This window comes from Streptomyces sp. URMC 127, from assembly GCF_051386535.1.
Taxonomy (GTDB): Bacteria; Actinomycetota; Actinomycetes; order Streptomycetales; family Streptomycetaceae; genus Streptomyces.
This window is the reverse complement of the sequence record NZ_JBPQTW010000086.1, coordinates 1-20,763: the sequence shown is the minus strand read 5'-3', so window position 1 is coordinate 20,763 and position 20,763 is coordinate 1. Positions and strand designations below refer to the sequence as shown.

Here is a 20,763-nt window from a genome sequence, read left to right as displayed (position 1 = left end):
GGTGGCGGTGCACCTGTGGGGGCTGCCGGAGGACATGGATGCCCTGGTGTCCTTCGCCGAGGAGCACGAGCTGATGCTGCTGGAGGACGGCTCCCACGCCCACGGTGCCACCTGGAACCACCAGAGGACCGGCACCTTCGGCACCGCCTCGGCGTTCAGCCTGAACGGGCCCAAGCCGCTGTCCGCCTGCGAAGGCGGCTTCGTCGCCACTGACGACACCGAGCTGTACTACCGGGTGCTGCTGCACGGCCAGTACAACAAACGATGCCGCCGCGAGATCCCCTCCACCCACCCCCTCGCCCGCTTCGCCGTCACCGGCATGGGCCTGAAACTGCGCATCCACCCCCTGGCCGCAGCCCTCGCCCGCACCCAGCTCACTCGTTTGGAGGACCACCTGACCGGCCGCCAAGTGGTCGCAGCCCGGATGTGCGCGGCGCTGGACGGCGTGCCCGGCATCCAGCCCCCGGACCTACCACTCGCGGCGCGGCCCGCCTGGTACGCGCTGCCCCTGCGCTACGAGCCGGCTGAACTCGGCGGCCTGCCCATCGAGCAGTTCCTCGACGCTCTGCTCGCCGAAGGCGCCACCGAGGCTGACCTCCCCGGCTCCACGTGCCCGCTGCACACCCATCCGCTGTTCCAGACCCCCCAGGCCCTGTTGCCTGGCTACGCTGACGGCCAGGGCCAGCCCGCCGACGGCTTCCCGGCAGCCGGCTACATGCACGCCACGACGCTGAAGCTGCCGGTGTGGCACCACGAAGACGACATCCACCTCGCCGACGCCTACACCACCGCCATCACCAAAGTCGCCACCCACGCGAAGGACCTGCAGTGACCCCCTCGACCGTCACCCCCGACCTTCTGGACGACCTCGCCCGCACCGCCACACGCGAGGGCATCGAGAAGATCGTCGTCGGCGCCGTCATTGCCGGCCCCGACGGTCGGGTGCTGTTGCTGCACCGGCCGGCCGACGACTACCTCGGCGGGCTGTGGGAGCTGCCCTCCGGCGGTGTCGAGGAATGCGAGACGCTCCTCGAGGCCCTGCGGCGCGAGGTCGCGGAGGAGACCGGCCTGACCGTGGCCGAGGTCGGCAACTACCTCGGCCACTTCGACTACCGATCCGGCTCGGGCCGCCGCACCCGGCAGCACAACTTCACCGCCACCACCACCGGGAAGACCGTCCGGCTCAGCGAGCACGACGCCTACCTGTGGGCCGATGACGACCAGCAAGGACAGGTCTCCAGCGCCGTCCGGACCGTCCTGGACACCTGGCGGGGTACCGTGACCTGACCGCCCCCGCGCTCGGGCCGGGCCCCGGCCGCACCGCTCCCGGGCGGCAGCGGACCGGGGCCCGGTGCAGTACGCCCGCCCCCGCGCATCCGGGGTGTGCTGGCCAGCAACCCGCAAGGCGGGAAGACACAATTCCACGGTCACCTTCCGGGAACTGAGCGAACATAGCGCGCCGGCCGAGCTGCGGGTCACCCCAATGCGAGGAGTTCGCGAACACCTCGCGCCGACGCAGCATCCGAGGGAACTGCCCCAGCACACAGGACGCGTACGCCTTCCAGGCCACCCTGCCCGGCTCCAGGTGCGGCGCGGAGAGACCAGGCGCTGCCACGAGCCGATCAACACAGATGTGTCGATCTCGGTGGGGCCGACCTTCTTGCGGCCCATCAGGTCCAGCCGTTTCCGCAGGGCGGGCGCGTGGCTTTGCCCGTTCTGGCTGTGCCAGGATGCGAGCCTTGATGTCGAGGCTTCTGGGTGGCTGGTGTGGTCAACGTGCTGTTGTGACTGGGTTGTTGGGGTTGTAGGCGAGTCGTTTCGAGAGTCTGATCGATGCGGTTTGTCTGATTCTTTACAAGTGGGTGGAAAACCGGTCTGGGCTCTGCTGAAAGCCCTGGTCGTCGAGTGTGCTCCCCGCATACGCGGGGATGGTCCCAAGGACGAGACCTACAAGGCCCTGATCACCTTGTGCTCTCCGCGCCTGCGAGGATGTTCCGCTCGTGCACGGTGACGGGCAGAGCCTCGCGTGGTGGTCCCTGTGTCTGTGGGGTTGGTCTGGCCCGGACTACCGTTCGGTGGGCGGTCAGTTGCTCCCGTTGTGTTCATGGCGGTGACTGGGATGCCGTCGTGTTCTCCGGGCTCGTGGGGATGGTCTCGACTCTGGACGTTTCGGCTTTGCTGTTCGCGGGTGCTCGCCGTATACGTGGGGGGTGGTCCCTGCCTGCCTGTCCTGGTATGCGGCCTGGGCAGGCGCTTCCCGCGCTCGTGGGTGTGGTTCCCACCGCCTCGCCCGCAGTGCGGCGGCGGGTGTGGGGGTGGGCTGTGTATGAGAGTGGTTCCCCGGCAGGTTACGCGTGGTCTGTTTGTTTTCCGGGTGGTGGTCGGCTGTGGGTCTGGAGTGTTTACCGGATGCGGTCGGTGGTGGTTGGCGGGTTGTCATTGTGCGGGGCGAGGGGACGGTCCGGGGCCGGCTGCTCGGTGGGCGTCTGTGTTTGTTCGCGGCGCTTGTGGTCAGTGCGTCTGGGGGGTGGTTGCGGTGGTGAGTTCGGTGTTTGCGCGTTCGGTGACGAGGGCGAGGACGCGGCCGGTGGCGGCGAGGTCTTCGGTGGGTATGCCGTCCCAGATGCGGGCGGTGACGGGGGCAGTCTCCGTGTCGATGGCGGCGGTCAGTTCGCGTCCGGCGTCGGTGGGGCGCAGGTGTGTTCCGTCTGTGACGAGCAGTTGCTTGCCCAGCAGTTCGTCGAGTGTGGCGCGGATGTCGGCGGGGTCGGTTTTGAGGGATCGCTGGACTTCGGTGACGAGGTCGTCCGGCGTGTGCGGGGTGCCGGCGGTGTCGGCGGTGTCGGCGGTGCGCAGGGTGATCTGCTGAGCGTATGTCATGCCGTGCCAGGCGAGGAGCTGTTCCAGGACGCTGCGGGCGGCGTAGTGGGCGAGGGTGCGGGCGTTGGCGGTGGGGGTGGTGGTCATGGGGTTGTCTCCTGGGTGCTCTTGTTGTTCGGTGCTGAGGGTTGAGCGGAGGGGGCGAGAGGTGCGTCGAGCAGGGTCGTCAGCTCGTCGGTGAACGCGTGCGTCCGTGCCGTATCGAGGCCGCCGAGCGGCTCCAGCAGCTGCTGGAGCAGGTCCTGGACCACGGCGATGGCTTGCCGTGTGACGGTCTGTCCCTCTTCGGTGAGGGCGAGCCGGACGGCGCGCGGGTCGCGGGGGTCGCGGGCGCGCTCGATCAGGCCCGCCGCCTCCAGCGCGCGGGCCAGTTTGGAGACGTACAGCGCCTCCAGGCCGGTGTGGTCGGCGAGTTGGCGCTGGCTGGGCCGCTTGCCGGCGCGCTGCATGCCGTGCAGTGACACGACCAGCGAGTACTGCGCGTGGGTGAGGCCCAGCGGGGCCACCGCGCGATCGACTGCGACGCGCCACTTGTTGGCGAGCCGCCAGACCAGGAAACCGGGTGTGGGGCCCGGCGAACCGTTGCTCATGATCGACACAGTACATGGATATTATGTCCATGGCTACCTTCTATACATTCGTATTAGACAGGCGTATTGATCTTCGCTACGGTTCTCGTATCGGCCCGCAACGATCAAGGCCGATCGGAACCGACCCAGGGGGACCCCGACATGAGCGACCTCACCACGACCACGCCCGCCACCGCCGTCCGCGCCGAACTGTCCATCGACGGCCGCCGGCTCTCCTACCTGGACTTCGGCGGCACCGGCCGGCCGCTGGTGGCCCTGCACGGGCACCTGTCCGAAGGCGCCACCTTCGCCCACCTCGCCGCCGCGCTGGGGCCCCAGTGGCGGCTGATCGCCCCGGACCAGCGAGGTCAGGGAGAGTCCGACCGCGCCGCCGACTATGCGCGGGAGGGCTACCTCGCCGACCTCGAGGCCCTCCTCGACCACCTGGGACTGACAGAGGTCGTCCTGCTCGGCCACTCCCTCGGCGCCATCAACGCCTACCAGTTCGCCGCTCGCCACCCCCGGCGCGTCCGTGCGCTGGTCAACGCCGAGGGTCCGGTCTCGCTCGGCTTGGACGGCGTCAACCCGTTCGGCTTCCTCCTGAACCTGCCTTACGAGGCCCCCACCCGCCAGGCGCTGATCGACGGGCTCGGCCAGGCCGCACCGTTCTTCGCGGACCGCCTGCGCGAGAACGCCGACGGCACCTGGCGACTGCCCTTCCACCCGCAGGACATGTACCGCTCCGAGGACCAGGTCCACGGTGACCACTGGGCGGACTGGACGGCCACCGACTGCCCGGCCCTGCTGGTCCGCGGCACCCGGGGCGTCATCCCTGCCGAGCAGGCCGCCGCCATGGCCGACCGTCGTCCCCGCACCGTCGCAGTCGAGCTGGACGCCGACCACCTCGTGTACACGGCCGCGCCGGACCTCTTCGCCGCCGCTGTCCGGGACTTCCTCGCCACCCTCTGAGCAACTGAGGGCAGCCGGCAGCCGACAGCGTGCCGGCGGCCGGAGTGTTGTGCAGTGCCTCGCGAGGCACCGGGCTCGCGGTCGCCGTGGTAGCGCAGCGCGGTCTCGGATGCCTCACCGGACCCCGTCGGCGATTGCGTTGTGGGCAAGCCGGTGCGGCGGGTCCTGGCTGCCGGGGCCGAGCGGGAGAGGCCATGCGGCGGCGGGGAAGGTGCGCGCCGGCGTGACCCACGACCCTGACCTGGTGCGGTCCGCTGACGGTCTCTCACGCCGTCCCGGGCACGGATCGCACCGGCCCGTCCGTGAACGGCCGTCAGGGGGGCCGTCCTGCGGTTCGCTTTTCTGGCACTCTGCGTGAAAAGCGTACTTCGCCCGGTCTCGGGTGTCCGGGCCCGGACGGTGTGCGGAGCCGGGCCTGGGCTGGCGCAACCCGGTGTCTGGCCCGCGGCGGCCGGAAAGGAGACTGCAGGGCCGGCGGCCGGAAGGCTGGGGCGAAGAGATGTGGACATGCTGGACTGCCTCCCTGGCATACGGGCGGGCCGCCGACGACTTCCGATGCCGGCGCCCCGCAACGGTGATGTGCTACTGGCGGCAAACCGCAGCAACCCAGGGATACCGCAGACCGGTTGACGCCGGGCCTGCAGCGGCGGTGCTGGCCCGATAGCGGGCCACCACCGTCACTCTTTCTCGCCAGGCAGCTCGCATGCCCGCAGTGCGCTCCCCGGCGTGGTGCCGTCTGCTCCCGCCTGTTCACCACGGGCGTCGGGACAGAGCCGACCGCGAATCTCACGGTGCGGGGCTGGGATCCGCCGTCCCGGTCCCGCACCGTGTATCGGGCGGGTGGCAACCATGGGATGCAGGGCCTGTATGACCGCTACTCCGGTCCGGCGGCCACGTGCCGCCGACCTGCCTGGCGGGTCAAGGGCTTCTGTACGCGCGTGCACTCCTACTTCGTCTCATCACTCCATGGTCAGGCCCGCGTGCGGGTGGTTACTCTGACGCGATGGACCACGAGGGGGCGGGGCAGGGGCCAGGGTTTGCGGTGACCAGCCGGGAGCAGGACGCGGTGCGTCTGCTGCTGTTGATCGACGGGGCGTGCGAGCCGCTCACTAAGGCGGAGAAGGCCGTCCCCGGCTTGGAGCGGGCTGTGGGTGTGATGCGGACGCAGGTCAAGCTGCAGAAGCTGGACTTTTGGCTGCGTAATCCGGACTACCTGGCCAACGAGTTGCTGACTGCCTACGAGGACGAGCCCGAGGAAGCGCTGCTGGAGCTCGCCGGCCGCATTCTGGACTCCGAGGAGCCGGAGGTGCGGCGCTATCCGATGCTGCGCCACCACTTCGGTGCCTACGAGTGGCTGGACGACGCCCTGGCGGTGCTGCGCAGCGCCGGGCTGCTGGTCCGCAAGCGGCGGGGAACGGTCAACCGGGTGCGTCAGCATGACTACTTCCTGCTGGAACACGGCCGCCACGTCGCCCGGGAGATCATCCGCCAGGAACCGGATTTCGGCTACTACGTGCAGCGCGTCGAGGACGTCCTGCGGCTCGTGGGGGAGAAGAGCGGAAGCGAACTGAAGAAGCAGCAGTACCTGACGCGCGAGTACGCCGACACGCCGCGGGGGAGCCGGATCGGGTCGATCAGCGGTCCGGCGCGCCACCGGCTGGCGGCCTTCCGGCAGCAGCTGCAGGCACAGGGAGCGGGGGGAGCATGAGCACAGTGCAGGAAGAGAGACTGCTGGAGACGCGCATCGCGGACAAGGCGGGCGTGAGGGTCGACGATGTCCGCGACGTGTTCGCCGCATATGGGCTGCCGCTGGTCATCTCCCCGGCACGCCCGCGGTCACTGCGGGTGCACCGGCTGCGGGTGGCCGGGAAACGCACCGGGGACATCGAGCCGGGCCCGTTCGACACCACCCTGTCCTTCTCCGAAGGCCTGACAGCGTTGGTCGCCTCGAACTTCCGGGGCAAGACATCGGTGTTGGAACTGCTGACGTGGTGCCTGCGCGGCACACCACGCAGCGAGATGCAAAACCGTGTCCGCAGCTGGCTGGACCACGTCGACCTGGACGCGACCGTCGCGGGAGAACCCATGGCGTTCCGCCTGGACCTCACCGACGGAGAGATCACTGCGGCCGTCGTCCTGACCGGCCCCGACCCGGCCGCACTGGCCGGCGTCCGCGGCCCCGCACCGGACCGGTGCATCACCGCCCTGCTACGAGCCTCCAGCACCGACAGCTACGCGGAGCAGATCGCCGGCCTGATGCTGGGGCGGATGGACCTGCAACCCCTGGTCAATAGCTTCAAGGAGACCAGCACCCAGACCCACGGGTGGCCCGCCTACTTCGGGGCGGTCTACCTGCCGGCCGGCGGCGACAAGGCGCTGCTGGGCGAGGTCACCTCCAACGGGCTGCCGGGCCGTCTGCTGCAAGTCTTCCTGGACCTGCCCGCGGCAGCCGCCCTCACCCGCGTCAAGACCGTGCACGACGTGCGCGTCGCCGAGGACAAGGCCCGCCGCGCGGCGGCGGCCGCCGAAGCAGCCGAACGTGCATCCGACCGCGAACGCCTGGAAACCGATCTCGCACAGGCCCGCGAGGCCCTGGCACGTCTGCTGCCCGGGGACGGCGAGGAAGCCTCCCTGACCGATCTGGCCCGTGACGCGGTCCAGCTCGCCCGGGCGCTGGCTGACGCGCAGGACGCGTGGGACGAGGCCGTGGGCGTCTTCCGCCGGGCGCGCACCGAACGCCAGCAGGCCGCCAAGCTCCTCAATGACGTCACCGAAAGCGCCGCCGCCCGCCTGCTCTTCCACGGTCTGAATCCCACCAGCTGCCCCCGCTGCGACCAGCAGATTGATGACGCGCGTCGCCAGCAGGAGCGGCACGCCCACACCTGCGCGGTGTGCGCGCGCGAGGTCACCGGAGACGACGAAGACCCGCAGGAAATCAAGGCCGAGGCACAGCAGCGGCTGGAGACGAGTACCGCCGCCGAAGCTGCAGCCAAGCAGGTACTTGAACAGGCCGAGAGCACCGTCGATGGCTTGACATGCCGACTGGAGGGCGCGCAGGAGCAGCTGCGGCGTGCCCAGTCCGCCGCCGACCTGCCCGCACGCCTGGCCGCACAGGAGAACGTGCTGCGGCTGGAAGGCGCACTTAGCATCTACCGCGAGCCCGAGGCACCGGCCCTGGACGAAACCGAGGCCAAGGCCATCAAGGTCCTGGGAGCTGCCGCTGCTCTGCTGGAGAAGGACAGCAAGACAGCCGCCGAGGCACTGTTCGAAGAAGTCAACGAGGAGACCGCCGAGCTGGCGACCCTGTTCGGGGTTCCTTCCCTTAAGTCGGTATCGATCGACCGCAGTGCCCGCCTGAAGATCTTTCCCCTCGGCAGCAAGCAGGAATGGTTCAGCGACCAGACCGCCGGCGCACGCCTGCGACTGCGTATCGCCGTAGCCATTGCCCTGCTCCGGGTCGGCCGGGCAACCGGCGTATCCACCCACCCCGGACTGCTGCTGATCGACAGCCCCAAGTCCGAGGAGATGCAGTCCGCCGACGCCCATAAGCTCTTCAAGGAACTGGCCACCGTTGCAGCCGAGAGCGACCTGCAGGTGGTCATCACCACTGCTGACTTCGACCTGGCCCGCGCAGCTCTGCCCGCCGACAGCATCCGGCAGGCCGAGCCCGGCGCTTCCCTATGGTGATGCCGCACCCGAGAGCACGCAGGAAAGGACGGCTGCCGTGCCGCAACTCGCCGACCGGCTGACCGAACTGGCCGCAGACGGCCAGCCCATCACCTTCCCTGCCCTCGGCCTCGCCCCCGACACCGTCGCCAGCCAGGCCGGCGACGTGGCCGCCGGCCCCTTCGCCCCCTACCTCGCCGAAGCCGTTGCCGACGCATACAACCGCAGCGACACCCAGTGGCAGCCCGCAGCCACCGCACTTCCTGAAGGACTCGTCGCACAGCGCAGCGTCCTGCACCTCACCGCAACTATGGACGCCCTCCTCCACAGCCCCGCGGCCGCCAAGGCACTGGGCAAGTCCCTGACCGCAGCCCTGCTGGACAGACTGCCTGACCGCATCGAGGCCGAACCGCTCCTGGCCGCCGCCCGCCTCGAAGCCGCCGTACGCCTGGCGGTCGCCGAAGCGGTCACCCCCTTCAAGCTGTGGCAGACGCTCGAGGACGTGCCGACCGACGGCCCCGAAGACTTCCTCGAACGCCTGCCCCGCCTCCTCGGCCTCACCCTCGACCGCTGGGCGGGTGAGGACACTTTCGCTGACACGGTACGCACCCTGCTGCAGCAACTCACCCACGACGAAGCCACCGACGTGGACGCGATGTTCGAACTCGGCTGCGACCTGCTGCGCTGCGCCCTGTCCTCCCAGGACATCGGCACCGTCACCACCCACCTAGTCCAGGCCCGCCATCAGTTCGAGACCGCCGCCCAGGCCGAAGAAGCCCGCCACGACGCCCTCACCTACGCAGCGGTCTGCGACGCCATCCTCGCCTTCGGCCGGGCAGACGCAGCAGCCATCAACCACGCCGCCGACCAGATCGCCGACACCCTGGACCAGCGCCAGGCCTGGCTCCACCGCACCCACCAGCCCGAATGGCTTCAACCGCGCCGCTCAGCAGAAATCGCCTGGCACCACCTCGTCCTCCAACTACGCGCCGCGGCCACCACCCTCCAAGACGACGCCTGGATGGACGCCTGGCAAGCCCTCGACACCGTCCTCGCCGCCTACAGCGCCGCCCGCACTGTCTGCCCCCTGGCAGGCGACACCGGCCAGGGTTTGGTCCTATTGGTCCAGCCCGCGATCGAAGACGGCTTCCTGCGCCAGCAGGCCTTCCTGGCACAACTGCGCCGCGCCACCCAGGAAACGGACCAGCACGCCGCCCGCAGCTTCGATACCGCAACCGCCAGCGCCCTGCTCACCGCGCTCGAAACCGCAGCCCAGCGCGAGACGAGCTCTGCCACCGCCTCCAACGCCGCCGACGACGGCAGCGATGACGACGCCCCCGGCGGAGCAGCCCTCCCCCGCCTGCAACGCCTCGCACCCACCCTGCTCCTCCAGCTCAAAGACCAAGCCCTAAGCATCGCCAGCACACTCGATGACCAGCAGCTCCTCATGCTGGAGGGCTTGGCTCACGACAGTGACGTCGCCCGGCTCAAAGCCACCGACCCGCTCATCGTGCCCACACTCGACCGGCTCGTGGCCGAGCTGTCCGCCCAACCCTCGTTCACCGGGGAAGTCCGTCAGACCTTCTCCGTGCTGGTCGAGCAGACTCTCCGCTTCCTCAAAAGTCGCTCTGACCTCACGCGCACCAATCTGGTCGGCTCAACCAAGAGGGGCGAGCCGGCCCCCTTCGACTACCGGCGCAAACCTGAGGGAGACCGCAAACCCGTCGAAGCCGACCTGCAACGCGACTTCCAGCAGTGGCTCCAGACGGGGCCGCTGCACAACGTCGTCCTCATTGAACCCGTCGACGTGGCCATGGGGCGCGCCGATGTCATGGCACACTTCGGCTCCCTACGCTACCTCACCGAGATCAAACAGGACGCAACCGACAACGATCCCCAGTACCTCGAAAGCCGATACCTCACCCAGGCCGCCGAGTACAGCAACACCAACGCCCCCTTCGGACAACTCCTCGTCCTGGACCTCACCCCCAAGGACGACACACAAGGCAACCTGCGCGTCGATGAGGTCGCCTGGACCACCACCCACCGGCCCCGCAACGCTTCAACAGACCGTGCGATCGTCGTAGGCATCGTCGCCGGCAACCGCACCACGCCCTCCGCCTTCTCCCGCAAGTGAGTCGAGGCATCCCACCAGCTCGACCGGGCCTTCGCAGGTGCCAGGGGCGGCGGGCAGGCCCGGGGACCAAGCGCGCACTCCTGACCTGCAGGCACGACGCCGCCAACTGGCTCTGTTCTCCCTGTCAGTCCGCGCCGATACGCTGCCGGGTATGGGTGGTCTTGATGACGAGATACGAGCAACCCGCCTCCGGGCGGATGCCTTTGCGAGCGCTGAGCGGCAGCGAGCAGAGCGCGAGCGCAAGGAGGAGGCGCAGGTCCGCGCACCTGGTCGGGAACAACGCCCGCCACATCGCCTGGCAGCTCCTGGGCATCGACCTCGGCCCGGGGACACCATCCACGGCACCCCTGACCTCGGCCTCACCTGGAACAGATGGGACAACGCCTGCTCCGCGCCGCCCACGTCCTCACCGCCCAGAACCGGTGAACACCGGCCCTCGGGGCCGCAAGTGACCGGCGGTCGGGGTGACGTGGGCGGGAGATCTGCGGTGACCTCCATGGCCCACTTGAGCCAGTCGTCCAGGACGTCGTCGGGGGCCTCCTTGGGCCAGAGTCACCCAGTCCTTCTGCTTCTTGCTGTGGAACACCAGCTGCGTGGTGCCGGGGTGGTCTTCAGTATGGCCCTGGGCGCCGTTCGCCGCCGCCTCGTCCCCGTGCACCAGCCGAGGAGGGAAGAGGCGCCGTCGCTTCCGGGCGACCCCTGGCCGTCCTGCCCGCATGGTGAGCGGCGGGTCCGGCCTGCCGCGGCTGGGCGGGGTCGGGGCCGCTGCCACGGCTCGCCAGGGAAGACGGCGGGGGCCGGGCCCTGTCAGGTCCCTTAGGAATCGAAAGCAAGCAAGCCTTCATGCCATGCTTTCGATGCCCGCTGCTGCTGGGGGGCTGGGGAGGCTGTTCGTCCCCTGCCATGCCCTCTTCTCCCTGACAAGCCGGCCACGCTCGCCGGCAAACGGAGGTTCCGGGGGGCTCGGGTCGGCAGCGTCTGGAGGCCCGGCTTATGCAGGAGTTCGAGGCGGGGACCAGGATGCGCGGCTCGCCGAGGTTTCCGCTGCGTTCCCGGGAGCGACCTGCATGGATCTGGCTCCGAAGCCTGTCGTCTTCGCCTGGATGATGGTGATCCCCCTCCTGCCCCCCCCGGTCCACGGGGTGCCGGGCCGGGAGTCGGTCGTGACGGCAGTCCCCGGGGCCTGTGCCTGGGCAGCGCCGGTGAGGGCCGGGTCGTGGTGCGGGTGTGGAAAGGTCACGGCCGACTTGTCTTAGTGGCTGTTGTAGTTCCGATCTTGAGCGGCGTCGCTCGAACGGAAGTCTCATTCTCGGGTGGCCGTGATGGGTGCCGGGCATGAGAAGGCTGCGTAGGTGATGGTCTTGGCGCAGGCGGGTCGCGTGGGGCTCGCCGTGGCCCGAGGAGGAGTACCGCCTCTACTCGGCTCGCCGACGCGCGAGATGGACGATGATGTCGGCGGCGATCTCGACTGTCTCGGGCAGGCCCCCCGTGATCGCGTCGTACGCCTGCTGCCGCCTCGATTGCGGCAGTTGGAGATAAGCCGAGACGGTCGACAGGTAGTCAACGTAGTCAGGAGCGCTCATCGTCAAGCGCCGCTTGACGATGGCCTGCTGAACGTCGACGAAGAAGGGGGACCGTTGCAGCTCCGTACCCGGCCACTGCATCGCCTCATCCGGAGCCGTCCCGTCGGGCGATGGAACCTCGTCGCTTTCCAGGTACGGTGCTCGTGCCGTACGCACAGACTCCTCGACTGCCGGGTCGGCCAGCTGCACCGGGCCGCCGAATGAGGCAAAAACACCCGCTGGTTCCAGTAGCTCGGCCACTCTTGACCACCGATCCTCCGGGCGCGTCCAATGCAGGGCTGCCGCCGCATAGACCAGCCCGTAGGTTTCGCCTGACCGCAGGTCCTCGAACGCGGCCCGTACGGTCGTCACGTTCGCTGGCGCCGCCTTGTTCAGTTCGGCGAGCATGGCGGGGTCCGGCTCCGTCGCCGTGACCGTGACCCCATGCTCAGCGAACAAGCGGGTTGCTTTTCCTGTCCCTGCACCGATCTCCAGGGCCGTCCGAACCGGCCGGCCCGCGTACGTCATCACCAAGTCGAGGAGCTCTTTGGGGTACCCCGGCCGGAACCGTTCATAGGCTTCCGCGATTGCGCCGAAGCTCAGTGCACGAGCAGACATGCCAAGCATCCTGGCACGACCTGGGCAGACAGCGCTGGGCAATACACAGCGGCTTGACCTTCCGGTCGTGAGCGATATCGGCCGGGTGAGAGTCTCGATCGGATGACTGCCACGGCTTCCGCGCATGAAAGCAGGGCCTCGTGGTAGCTCGAAGGGTGTCTACGCCAACAAGCCATCCAGTAGGCCCCGCTGTCGCATTGTTACGGCACTGCGGAGTCGGGGTCCACTTCGGTCACTCCTGCGTGTGACTGCCTGGCTCACAGGTTCGGGAACGCCGGTGACCACGGCGTGCGCGAGCGCCGCTACCGGACCGACATGTCCGACGCGGAGTGGGCGGTGGTGCGGCCGCTGCTGCCGGTGCCAGGCTGGCTGCGGGGCCGGGGCGGCCAGCCGGAGGCTTACTGCCACCGAGCGACACTGGACGCAATCCGCTACCTGGTCGACAACGGAACGAAGTGGCGGGCCATCCCGGCCGACTTCCCGCCGTGGGACCGGGTCTACGCGTTCTTCCGACGCTGGCGCGACCACGGCCTGGTCCGCGAGTTCCACGACCGGCTCCGCCGCCAGGTCCGCGAGCAGGAAGGCCGTGATGCGGAGCCGAGCGCCGGGGTGATCGACTCCCAGTCGGTCAAGGCCGACGCGGTGGTCGGATCCGACAGCCGCGGCTTCGACGGCGGCAAGCTGATCAACGGCCGCAAGCGGCACGTCGTGGTCGACACGCTCGGCCTGCTGCTCGCGGTCATGGTCACCGCAGCGGATGTCGGCGACCGCGCCGTCGCCCAGGTGCTGCTCGCCCAAGTCGCCGCCTCCCGCCACCTGCTGGCCCTTGTCTGGGCCGACGGCGGCTACACCGGCAGCCTCGTCGAGCACAGCCTCGCCGTCTTCGCCGTGGTCCTCTCGATCGTGAAACGCAGCGACGACATGCGCGGCTTCGTGGTGCTGCCGAAGAGGTGGATCGTGGAGAGGTTCTTCGCCCACCTGATGCGAAGCCGCCGCCTCGTGCGCGACTTCGAGCGCTCCACCAGCAGCGCGGAGGCGATGGTCTACTGGTCGATGACAATGCTCATGACCCGGCGGCTTGCCCGGCCACGCCTGTCGCGAGCGTGAATCGGCCCGGCGCCGACTCGACCAGCCAGCCCCGGGCCACCAGCCGCTTCGCCTTCGACCGCAGCGCTTCCACCTTCCCGGGCACCGGGTCCAGGCCGAAGCAGGCGACCATCTCCTGGCAGGTCAACGGTCCTTGACCGAGCCGGTTCCGGTCCGCGAGCGCCTGCAGGATGCGCTGGCAGTCCACTGACAACGCCGACCAGGACAGTCCCGCACGCCACATCGGCACCACGGACTTCGGCTTCGCTGCCTCCGCCGGCTCGAGACGAACCGCCTGTTCGTCGGGACGGCGCTGGTCCTCGGACGCGGCGTCGTCGTCCGGGGCCGGCACCTCGCCCACGCGCGAGCGGGCGATGACCCACTCGTTCCACTCCCGCTCGGCCACGACCAGCTCGGCGTGGATACGGTCAGCCTCCTCCCGCAGCTCGTCCACACGACGGCGAGCAGTGAGCTCACGCTGTTCCAGCAGCCCCACGACCGACGACATCCCCGACCTCCACCCGAGCGACGACACGACACGTCACCACTGCCATGGGACCGCCGACCCTATGCCCGACCAGCGGAAACACAGCCATCAAGACCGGAAAGACAACAACCACTTACACACTCCGGGCAAGGGTCTGGAAGCCTGGCGGCTGTGGGAGGCAGAGCGGCTGACGGAATACGGGCATGAGGGAGACCTGTCTCTCCCTCATGCCGGCTGGGGCACCTGTACCCACGGGAACACGTGCTCGCCCATGGTCCTCGCTGACGGCGTCTGCAGCGCCGCCCTTCGCGTCTACCTGTCGGAGGAGCCGGCGCTGGCGCACGAGCGGTGCCGCCATGCCCGCCTGCGCCTGCCCTTGTCCGGCCGTCGACCGGGGGCACGCCTGGCAGGCACGTCCCGGCCCGCGCGGGCACGCGGGATCGTCTCCGATCGTCTCCGCGGAGTTGCTGACCGCGACCGGGCTGCTCGACCCGCGGTCGGCGGACCTAGGCGAGGCGCTTGCGCAGCAGCTCACCGCGCTCATCGCCTCCGGCAGTGTCCGCACCGGCGAGGGCGTGAAGGGCCTGCGCGTATCCGGTGGCCGTCTCGCCGAGGGGTATTGCCTCGCTCACCCCACCCGGCAGTCGTGCGCCGCGAGGGCGAGGGCGGTTGCCCGCTGGGCGCAGTGGGTGATCAATTGCCTCGCGTACCGTTACGGGCTCCTCCGCTGCCGGCCACGGGGACCCGGGGACCCGTTCTCGCAGCGGCAGGACAGGGTGCATGTGTGGGCGGTGAGCGAGGCAGCGGCCAGCATGGTGAAGGCGGTGCACGAGGAGAGCACCGGGACAGGCGTCCTCAGCGTGTAGCCGCCGGCAGCTCTCCCGACCAGGGGAGGGCTTCTGCGCGATCCTGCAGAACCGCACCGCACCGGGTGCGCGGGCGTATCGGTCAACGTTCCGTACGGCTCGGCCTGTTCACCAATCAGGAACTCCACCGGCACGACCAGGCCGTCGCCGGCGCCGGCGACCTGCCGGTCCGGAATCCGCGATGGATCCTCCGGTGACGAGAAGCCAGGGCGGGCTTGTCCGTAGAACGGGAACCGGCTGTCCGCGGACCAGGAGATGCCCCTGTCCGCTCACCGCTCCGGCGTACGATCACCAGTGCCCGTTCTACAAGGAGTTCTGCCCCGGTGCCCGCCGTCATCCCGCCGCCTCGCTCCGCTGCTGGTCTGCTGCCTGTGCAGCGCTTGACGCGTCTGGAGGAGGGCGAGCATCTGGAGGCGCTGTTGTGGGCGGCCGGCCCGGGCTGGCGGATGATCAGCAGCGCGGTTCTCGGTGGGGGGCTGGCTGAGCGTGCCTGGGTCCTCAACGCCCAGGTGTCCCATGGTTACCGGCGTCCCGATCCTGCCCGGCATCTGGCGGACCTCGCGCTGATGGCAGGGGCCGAAGGCGAGGGAGTGGGGCTGATGACGGCAGCCGATGTCTCCGCCTACGGCCATGCGTGCGACGGCGGGACGGAGGCGGTCGCGACCGCCGGCGTCACGGTGCGCGGATGGGCCGCCTCCCCCACGCAGGGCACCGTGGGACCTGCCGGTCCTGGAACGATCAACATTGTCGCCGCCCTCCCGGTGGCGCTGACGGACGCCGCTCTGGTCAACGCGGTGCTCACTGTCACCGAAGCCAAGGTGCAGGCGCTGCTGGATGCGGGGTACGACTGCTCGGGCACGCCCACCGACGCCGTGTGCATCGCCGCACGGACGCCACAGCCGGGCGGGGAGGTTCACGCCTTCGCCGGGACCCGCTCCCTGTGGGGCGCCCGCCTGGCCCGCTCCGTACACCGAGCCGTCCACGCCGCCCTGCCTGCGCCTGTGTGACGCCCCGGGGGCTCCTGCGCGGAGATGACAGGCGTGGCGGTCCGACGTCGCAGGACTCTGGCCGCGCAGGGCCCCCGCGGCCCCGGCCGGGGGCCTGCGAGGGCACCCGGGGTGTCTGCGCGCCGCGCCGCGGCGGACCTGCCGGGTGCGGACGGGAGCGCTCCGGCCGGGGCGGGCTGCGGGCGGTGCACCAGGCGGGGCTGGGGCACTTCGCCGGCGTCGGCCCCGCCCCGGAGCCGGCCGTGCTCCGGATGATCGATTCCAAGGGGTCAGTGATCGTAGGCGGTCGGTGAGCGCAGGACGGGCTGTCGGAGTGTGGTCGTTGTGCCAGATGGGGGTGGTCAGGGCGAAGGCGATGGGCAGGACCTGGAGGGTGCACACCATGCAGGCGCAGGCCCCAGAAGAAGCGGCTGTGGCTGGCGCAGTAGCCGTACTCGGCCCATCCGGCCAGGTCGGAACGTTTTACGGTCTCGCGTGAACGGCCGCATTCAACCGGCGTGGAGTCCACGACTCATACGGAGTTGCTCCACACGCGGTGTCGGTGGCCGGCAGCCGGGTGACCTTGCGGAGCAGGTCGGCGGCCTTGCGGAGACGCTTGTTGCAGCCGGGCTGCTGGGGCAGGTACGGGAAGAGATTCCGCAGGTGGGAACGGGCGTGGCGGAGCCACCGGGCCTCGGAGGCGAGGCCGGGCATGGCCTGCATCATCGCCAGGGTGACCAGTTCGGCGTCGGTGAGTTTCGGGGCGACCCCCACGGCTGGCCGCCATGGTGCGAGATGGGGTGAGTCCTTCAGCAGGTCGCCGGTCTTCACATACAGTGCGGTCGCGGGGGAGTCCAGCTCTGTCTTCACACACGACCGTTGGGCGCCCTCGCCTCAGCTGTGCAGGCGATCTGCACGTTCCCGTCGGCGGCCGGGGCGGCGTCCGAGCGTCGGGTGCGAGGCTCACAGGCCGAGGGGCACCGGTGTGGCCGGAACGCCTTCGGCGATCAGCGCCGCCAACGGTGTGGCGAGGTCGCGGGGTGAGAACAGTTCGGAGCCGCGGTAGTCCGCGATATCTCGAAGGCGCCACCAGCGGAAGCCATCGATGTTCTCAGCTGCGAGTTCGTCGTCGGACATCGCTCCGCGTGGAGTGAACGATGCGGTGCGGACAAGGAAATAGTCGTTGACCACTCCGTCGTAGCCTGCCGCGTGTCCGGGGGCGACGACCTGCTGGTGCCACACATGTGGCGGGTCCGCATCGACGGCCAGCCCTACCTCTTCGTGCAACTCGCGACGGAGCGCGGCAAGCGGCGTCTCGCCGTGCTCGATACCGCCACCGGGAGCCGCCCACACACCCACCGTGCCGGTCGGCTCGGGAATAGCGAAGCGGCACAGCAGGATGCGGTCGCCCTCATCGAGGATGACCCCACGGACTGAGTGACGCAGGTTCACCGAGGACATCCCGGCAGGCTATCCAACTACTGACGACCTGCACGACCCCTTGGAATCGATCAACTAGGCAGCGGCCACGACCACCGGGCTCAGCGCGGGCGAGTTGTCAGCAACCGGCATCAAGCTGCCGCCAGGCCATCGCCCTCTACAACTCCAGCGGCTACCAGCCCTGCGCCAAGGTCGGCCCCTACCGTTTCGACGACATCAGCCGCTGCTACGCAAAAGACCCGGCAGCCGCTCCCAGCATCCCGACGAACCTGCTGCATACACCGTAGGGACGAGATCTCGCGTCTCGCTGAGGTCGAGCAGGCCGCCCAAGGGGAGAAGCATGTGCTCGGGAGGCCCAGGGGCCCGGCGGTGAGCCTGCGTCGCTTTCGTGTGTAAGCCCCCTGCGAGTGGTTGGACCCCCTCCAAGGCGCCCGGTGCTGGTCTGCAGGGGGCGGGCCGGGGTCCCAGGGGATATACGCACTCCCGTGCGATGCGGCAGGCCCCGGGACAGCGAAGGAACCCCGGGCCGTACGCAGCGCCCGGGGTCCGTCCGGCCGTGTCAGGATGTGGCCCATTCGAGTCCGAGGGTGGCCAGTGCTTGGAGTTTGTCCGTGTTGAGCTTGGCGCGCCGGCTTTTCTGGTTCATGATCCACACCCCGAGTTTGACCTCGGTGCCGTCTTCCAGATGCTCTACGTGGGCCCGGGAGACCGTCACAGAGCCCGTGCGAGTCTTGTACTGCTGCAGGGCCGCTACGCCTCGCTCGAAGGCGCTCAGGCGCGCTGTGGACGGTTTCTCGGGCACCTCCTGCTCCTGCGGGAGCGGTACGACGCCGAGCTGCTCCAGACGCTCGCGCTGCCCCTCCGTCAGAGCCTGCCAGACGGCATGGCGACGTTGCCGGGCGAGCCATCGTCCGACGTCCATCCCGTGGACGGTGATCCCCGGCTGCAGCTCGGCCAGCCCGGCTTCCTCGGCGAGCAGCTCGCGTACGGCGGCGTAGTGGCGTTGCCAGTCGGCGGGCCAGGCCGGGTTCCAGTCCGGATCGATCTCGCGCAGCGCCGCCTCCCATTCCGGGTGTCCGTCCAGGGCCCCGGGCCGGCGGAGATTGGACAGCCACTGTCCCAATGGCCGGTCGAGCGCCGTTGCGGTCCGCGGGGCGCACAGGGTCCAGTGCTCCTCGTAGTACGCCTTCGCGGCTTCGAGGTTTTCCTGGAACCGTTCGTCAACCAGGGACCAGACCATCCCCAGCTTCTCCAGCCGGCGCGCCCGGGCTCCGGTCATCTGCCCCGCCCCGTAAGCCCGTCGCTGCTCCGCGATCCACTGCCCCAGCGGGTACGCGCCCTCTTTGTGCCCGTATGGCACCCGGGCGTGGCCCTCACGTTCGGTGAACGCCTTGAGCTTCGCCCAGCCGCGGGCCCAGTCCTGCCGCTCAGTGTCGATCACGTTGAAGGACACCCACTCTGCGACCATCACCGGGTCTCGAGGAGCAGCGAAACGGAGCAGTAGGCGGGATTTCTCCTCACCCTCTTCCGGCTCCGGACCGATATACACGGAAGGCTGCGCAACGTCCTTCTGCGGCTCCTGGGGAATAGCAAGCAATTCAACGGCCTCTTCGTCGTGAGCCCGCAGCCCCTCCAGAGCCTTTACCAGGGGCCGGTAGGAGGCGGAGGTGAACATGTCCTCCGGCTGCTCACCAGGCTGCAGAAAGACCGGCACGATCAGCGATGCCAGTTTCCCTTCCCCGGGCTTCTGCCGAAGGGCCCGGCCGATCGCCTGCACGATGTCGTGGGGGGCGCCCTTCGGATCGAGGAGCGCGACGGAGTCCACAGCCCGGATGTCGACACCTTCCCCCAAAACGCGACAATTCGATAGCACTGCCCGTCGTGCGGTGGTGCCGAAGGAGCCGAGGACCTCCCGTCGGTGCTCGGCGGGGTGTTCCCCGCACAGCCAGTTCGCCCAGACCCGTGCCGGGTAGGTCTCCGGCTGGTCAGCGTGCAGCTTCGCCGCCACGGCCCCCAGGCCCTCTGCGTACGCCTGCGCCTCCATCGTCCGGTGGTGAAAGGTAATGCACGTGTTCAGCCGGTGCTCCGCCATCATCCGCAGCAGCGCGGCGTGCAGCGCTCCGAGCCGCTCCCCGCGCACCTCTTCGCTGCCCCGGTCCTCACCCATCAGCCGTTCTGGCGTGACCTCGGGGTCCTGGAGCTCCATCACGATGATCTGGTAGCGGGCGAGCAGGCCGCGGGAGACCGCCGAGGCGAGCGACAGCTTGTACAGGACCGGCCCGAAGACGGTCTCGTCATCCATGGAGGCTGCCATCTCCGCCGGCAGCGCGTCCCGGGCCCCCTCCCTCACGTCCCAGTGCGGGGGCCGCTCCTGCCAGATACGCGGCGTCGCCGTCAGGTACAGCCGGCGCGCCGCCGGGAAGACCCCCTGATCGTGGATAGCCGCCCACGCCTTCCCCATCGACCCCGACGTCCGGTGCGCCTCATCGACCACCACGAGGTCGAGCGGTGCAAGCTGCTGTCCGTAGAGCCCCTCGAAGGCTTCGGCCAGGACGCCGAGGCTGGCGTAGGTGGCGAAGATGACGCATGGGCCCGTGCCGTGCCACATGGCCAGCCGCACGGGGTTGGTGGTGCACCTGACCTTGAGGTTCCACAGGTCCGGGTCGTCCTGGAGAGAACAGACGGCAACCGCCGGTCCCCGATGCCCCACCCGGTGCCACTCCTTGACCGTCTGCGCCAGGAGGTCCAGCGTCGGCACGAGCACCAGGATCCGGCCCTTCGGCAGCATCTCGCGGGCAGCGAAAGCCGCGGTGATGGTCTTGCCGGTACCGCACGCCGAAATCACCTGTCCCCGCAGGCCGTTAGCCGGGATGCCTCCGGGCGGTGCGTCGAGACCACGTTTAATGGCGTCGATGGTTTCGATCTGGTGCGGGCGTAGATCGCTACGCTTCATGACCACAGAGGGAAGGCTCCTTCGCGAATATGGCGAGCAATCAGAACGGGAAGTTCCGAGGCGGTGAAGATGACCCGGGGTGGTGGTGCATGATCCCAGACTCTACACAGAGGATGACAGTGATGCACGAGTCCTGATGCAGGTTCGTCTTCCAAGGTAATGAATGGCTGATCTGCACCCGCGTCGGCATGCCGGCGTGTATGCTGGTGGCTGTTGATCGGGCGTGGCTGGGTAGGTTTCGGGTGGAGCGCAGCGGAGCCCGTCACCAGGCCCGATGTACCGACTGGAGTTGACGCCCTGTCAGTCCCGTGGTGGAGTACCGGCTAGGATTCCCAGACGCTACACAGGCCCGCACGCGATGCACCCCCTCTTTGCTGCCAGCCCGGATTTTCCGCTTGCGGAAAATCTATCAATTCCCGCATGCGGGAATTGATTCCCTGCTAGAATTCCGCATGCGGAATTCTATTCCTGCGCTTGCGCAGGAATTTGACGGAGCGTCAGCGGAGTCATTCGCTATGCCCCGATTTATCGGGGCATTCCCCGC

The 20,763-nt window shown here is 69.2% G+C and carries 15 protein-coding genes and 2 pseudogenes; 8 read left to right on the top strand and 9 right to left on the bottom strand.

All coding sequences use genetic code 11. The features are described 5' to 3' along the window. Position 1: 1 nt before the first annotated feature. On the top strand, positions 2 to 832 hold the full coding sequence (locus tag ACSNOH_RS18545; RefSeq protein WP_436722472.1) for a DegT/DnrJ/EryC1/StrS family aminotransferase: 831 nt from the start codon (positions 2 to 4) through the stop codon (positions 830 to 832). After that, the gene (locus ACSNOH_RS18540; RefSeq protein WP_436722471.1) at positions 829 to 1,287 is read left to right on the top strand and encodes an NUDIX hydrolase; all 459 of its coding nucleotides are present in this window, start codon (positions 829 to 831) and stop codon (positions 1,285 to 1,287) included. Before ACSNOH_RS18545 ends, ACSNOH_RS18540 begins: the two co-directional genes overlap by 4 nt. Positions 1,288 to 1,468: 181 nt before the next feature. Here the strand turns inward: ACSNOH_RS18540 and ACSNOH_RS18535 are convergent. From ACSNOH_RS18535 to ACSNOH_RS18525, 3 genes and pseudogenes are all read right to left on the bottom strand, one after another. Beyond that, positions 1,469 to 1,677: pseudogene (locus ACSNOH_RS18535) on the bottom strand (hypothetical protein); the annotation flags it as partial. An 834-nt stretch (positions 1,678 to 2,511) separates the two neighbouring features. Further along, on the bottom strand, positions 2,512 to 2,967 hold the full coding sequence (locus tag ACSNOH_RS18530) for a MarR family transcriptional regulator (protein ID WP_436722470.1): 456 nt from the start codon (positions 2,965 to 2,967) through the stop codon (positions 2,512 to 2,514). Continuing rightward, positions 2,964 to 3,470: a MarR family winged helix-turn-helix transcriptional regulator gene (locus tag ACSNOH_RS18525; RefSeq protein WP_436722469.1), complete on the bottom strand. Its 507-nt coding sequence runs from the start codon at positions 3,468 to 3,470 to the stop codon at positions 2,964 to 2,966. The genes ACSNOH_RS18530 and ACSNOH_RS18525 overlap by 4 nt, the downstream gene beginning before the upstream one ends. 141 nt (positions 3,471 to 3,611) lie before the next feature. Here ACSNOH_RS18525 and ACSNOH_RS18520 point away from each other — a divergent pair, with 141 nt between their 5' ends. From ACSNOH_RS18520 to ACSNOH_RS18505, 4 genes are all read left to right on the top strand, one after another. Next, positions 3,612 to 4,418 (top strand): alpha/beta fold hydrolase, encoded by an 807-nt coding sequence (locus tag ACSNOH_RS18520; protein WP_436722468.1) that lies wholly within the window; start codon positions 3,612 to 3,614, stop codon positions 4,416 to 4,418. A 1,003-nt stretch (positions 4,419 to 5,421) separates the two neighbouring features. After that, on the top strand, positions 5,422 to 6,126 hold the full coding sequence (locus tag ACSNOH_RS18515; RefSeq protein WP_436722467.1) for a hypothetical protein: 705 nt from the start codon (positions 5,422 to 5,424) through the stop codon (positions 6,124 to 6,126). Beyond that, positions 6,123 to 8,105, top strand: coding sequence for a hypothetical protein (locus ACSNOH_RS18510; protein WP_436722466.1), 1,983 nt, complete (start codon positions 6,123 to 6,125; stop codon positions 8,103 to 8,105). The genes ACSNOH_RS18515 and ACSNOH_RS18510 overlap by 4 nt, the downstream gene beginning before the upstream one ends. A 37-nt stretch (positions 8,106 to 8,142) precedes the next feature. After that, complete coding sequence (locus ACSNOH_RS18505; RefSeq protein WP_436722465.1) at positions 8,143 to 10,221, top strand: hypothetical protein; 2,079 nt, start codon at positions 8,143 to 8,145, stop codon at positions 10,219 to 10,221. Positions 10,222 to 11,636: 1,415 nt separating this feature from the next. On the opposite strand, the gene ACSNOH_RS18500 is transcribed toward ACSNOH_RS18505, so the two are convergent. Beyond that, positions 11,637 to 12,401 (bottom strand): class I SAM-dependent methyltransferase, encoded by a 765-nt coding sequence (locus ACSNOH_RS18500; RefSeq protein WP_436722464.1) that lies wholly within the window; start codon positions 12,399 to 12,401, stop codon positions 11,637 to 11,639. 315 nt (positions 12,402 to 12,716) lie between these two features. Here ACSNOH_RS18500 and ACSNOH_RS18495 point away from each other — a divergent pair, with 315 nt between their 5' ends. After that, positions 12,717 to 13,508 carry an IS5 family transposase gene (locus tag ACSNOH_RS18495; RefSeq protein ID WP_436722463.1) on the top strand — a complete coding sequence of 264 codons (792 nt, stop codon included), beginning with the start codon at positions 12,717 to 12,719 and terminating at the stop codon, positions 13,506 to 13,508. On the opposite strand, the gene ACSNOH_RS18490 is transcribed toward ACSNOH_RS18495, so the two are convergent. Together ACSNOH_RS18490 and ACSNOH_RS18485 are read right to left on the bottom strand one after the other, a co-directional pair. Further along, positions 13,465 to 13,995 carry a hypothetical protein gene (locus ACSNOH_RS18490; RefSeq protein WP_436722462.1) on the bottom strand — a complete coding sequence of 177 codons (531 nt, stop codon included), beginning with the start codon at positions 13,993 to 13,995 and terminating at the stop codon, positions 13,465 to 13,467. The two genes, ACSNOH_RS18495 and ACSNOH_RS18490, sit on opposite strands and share 44 nt — an antisense overlap. 485 nt (positions 13,996 to 14,480) lie before the next feature. Further along, positions 14,481 to 14,606 (bottom strand): hypothetical protein, encoded by a 126-nt coding sequence (locus ACSNOH_RS18485; protein ID WP_436722461.1) that lies wholly within the window; start codon positions 14,604 to 14,606, stop codon positions 14,481 to 14,483. 557 nt (positions 14,607 to 15,163) lie between these two features. Between ACSNOH_RS18485 and ACSNOH_RS18480 the strand changes: the two genes are divergently transcribed. Next, positions 15,164 to 15,847 (top strand): adenosylcobinamide amidohydrolase, encoded by a 684-nt coding sequence (locus ACSNOH_RS18480; protein WP_436722460.1) that lies wholly within the window; start codon positions 15,164 to 15,166, stop codon positions 15,845 to 15,847. A gap of 339 nt (positions 15,848 to 16,186) precedes the next feature. Here the strand turns inward: ACSNOH_RS18480 and ACSNOH_RS18475 are convergent. From ACSNOH_RS18475 to ACSNOH_RS18465, 3 genes and pseudogenes are all read right to left on the bottom strand, one after another. Beyond that, a pseudogene (locus ACSNOH_RS18475) lies at positions 16,187 to 16,696 on the bottom strand (IS982 family transposase); the annotation flags it as partial. Between the two features lie 93 nt (positions 16,697 to 16,789). Continuing rightward, complete coding sequence (locus tag ACSNOH_RS18470; protein ID WP_436722459.1) at positions 16,790 to 17,287, bottom strand: NUDIX domain-containing protein; 498 nt, start codon at positions 17,285 to 17,287, stop codon at positions 16,790 to 16,792. Between the two features lie 538 nt (positions 17,288 to 17,825). Continuing rightward, entirely contained in the window at positions 17,826 to 20,219 is a 2,394-nt protein-coding gene (locus ACSNOH_RS18465; protein ID WP_436722479.1) for a Helicase associated domain protein, read from the bottom strand. Positions 20,220 to 20,763 lie beyond the last annotated feature (544 nt).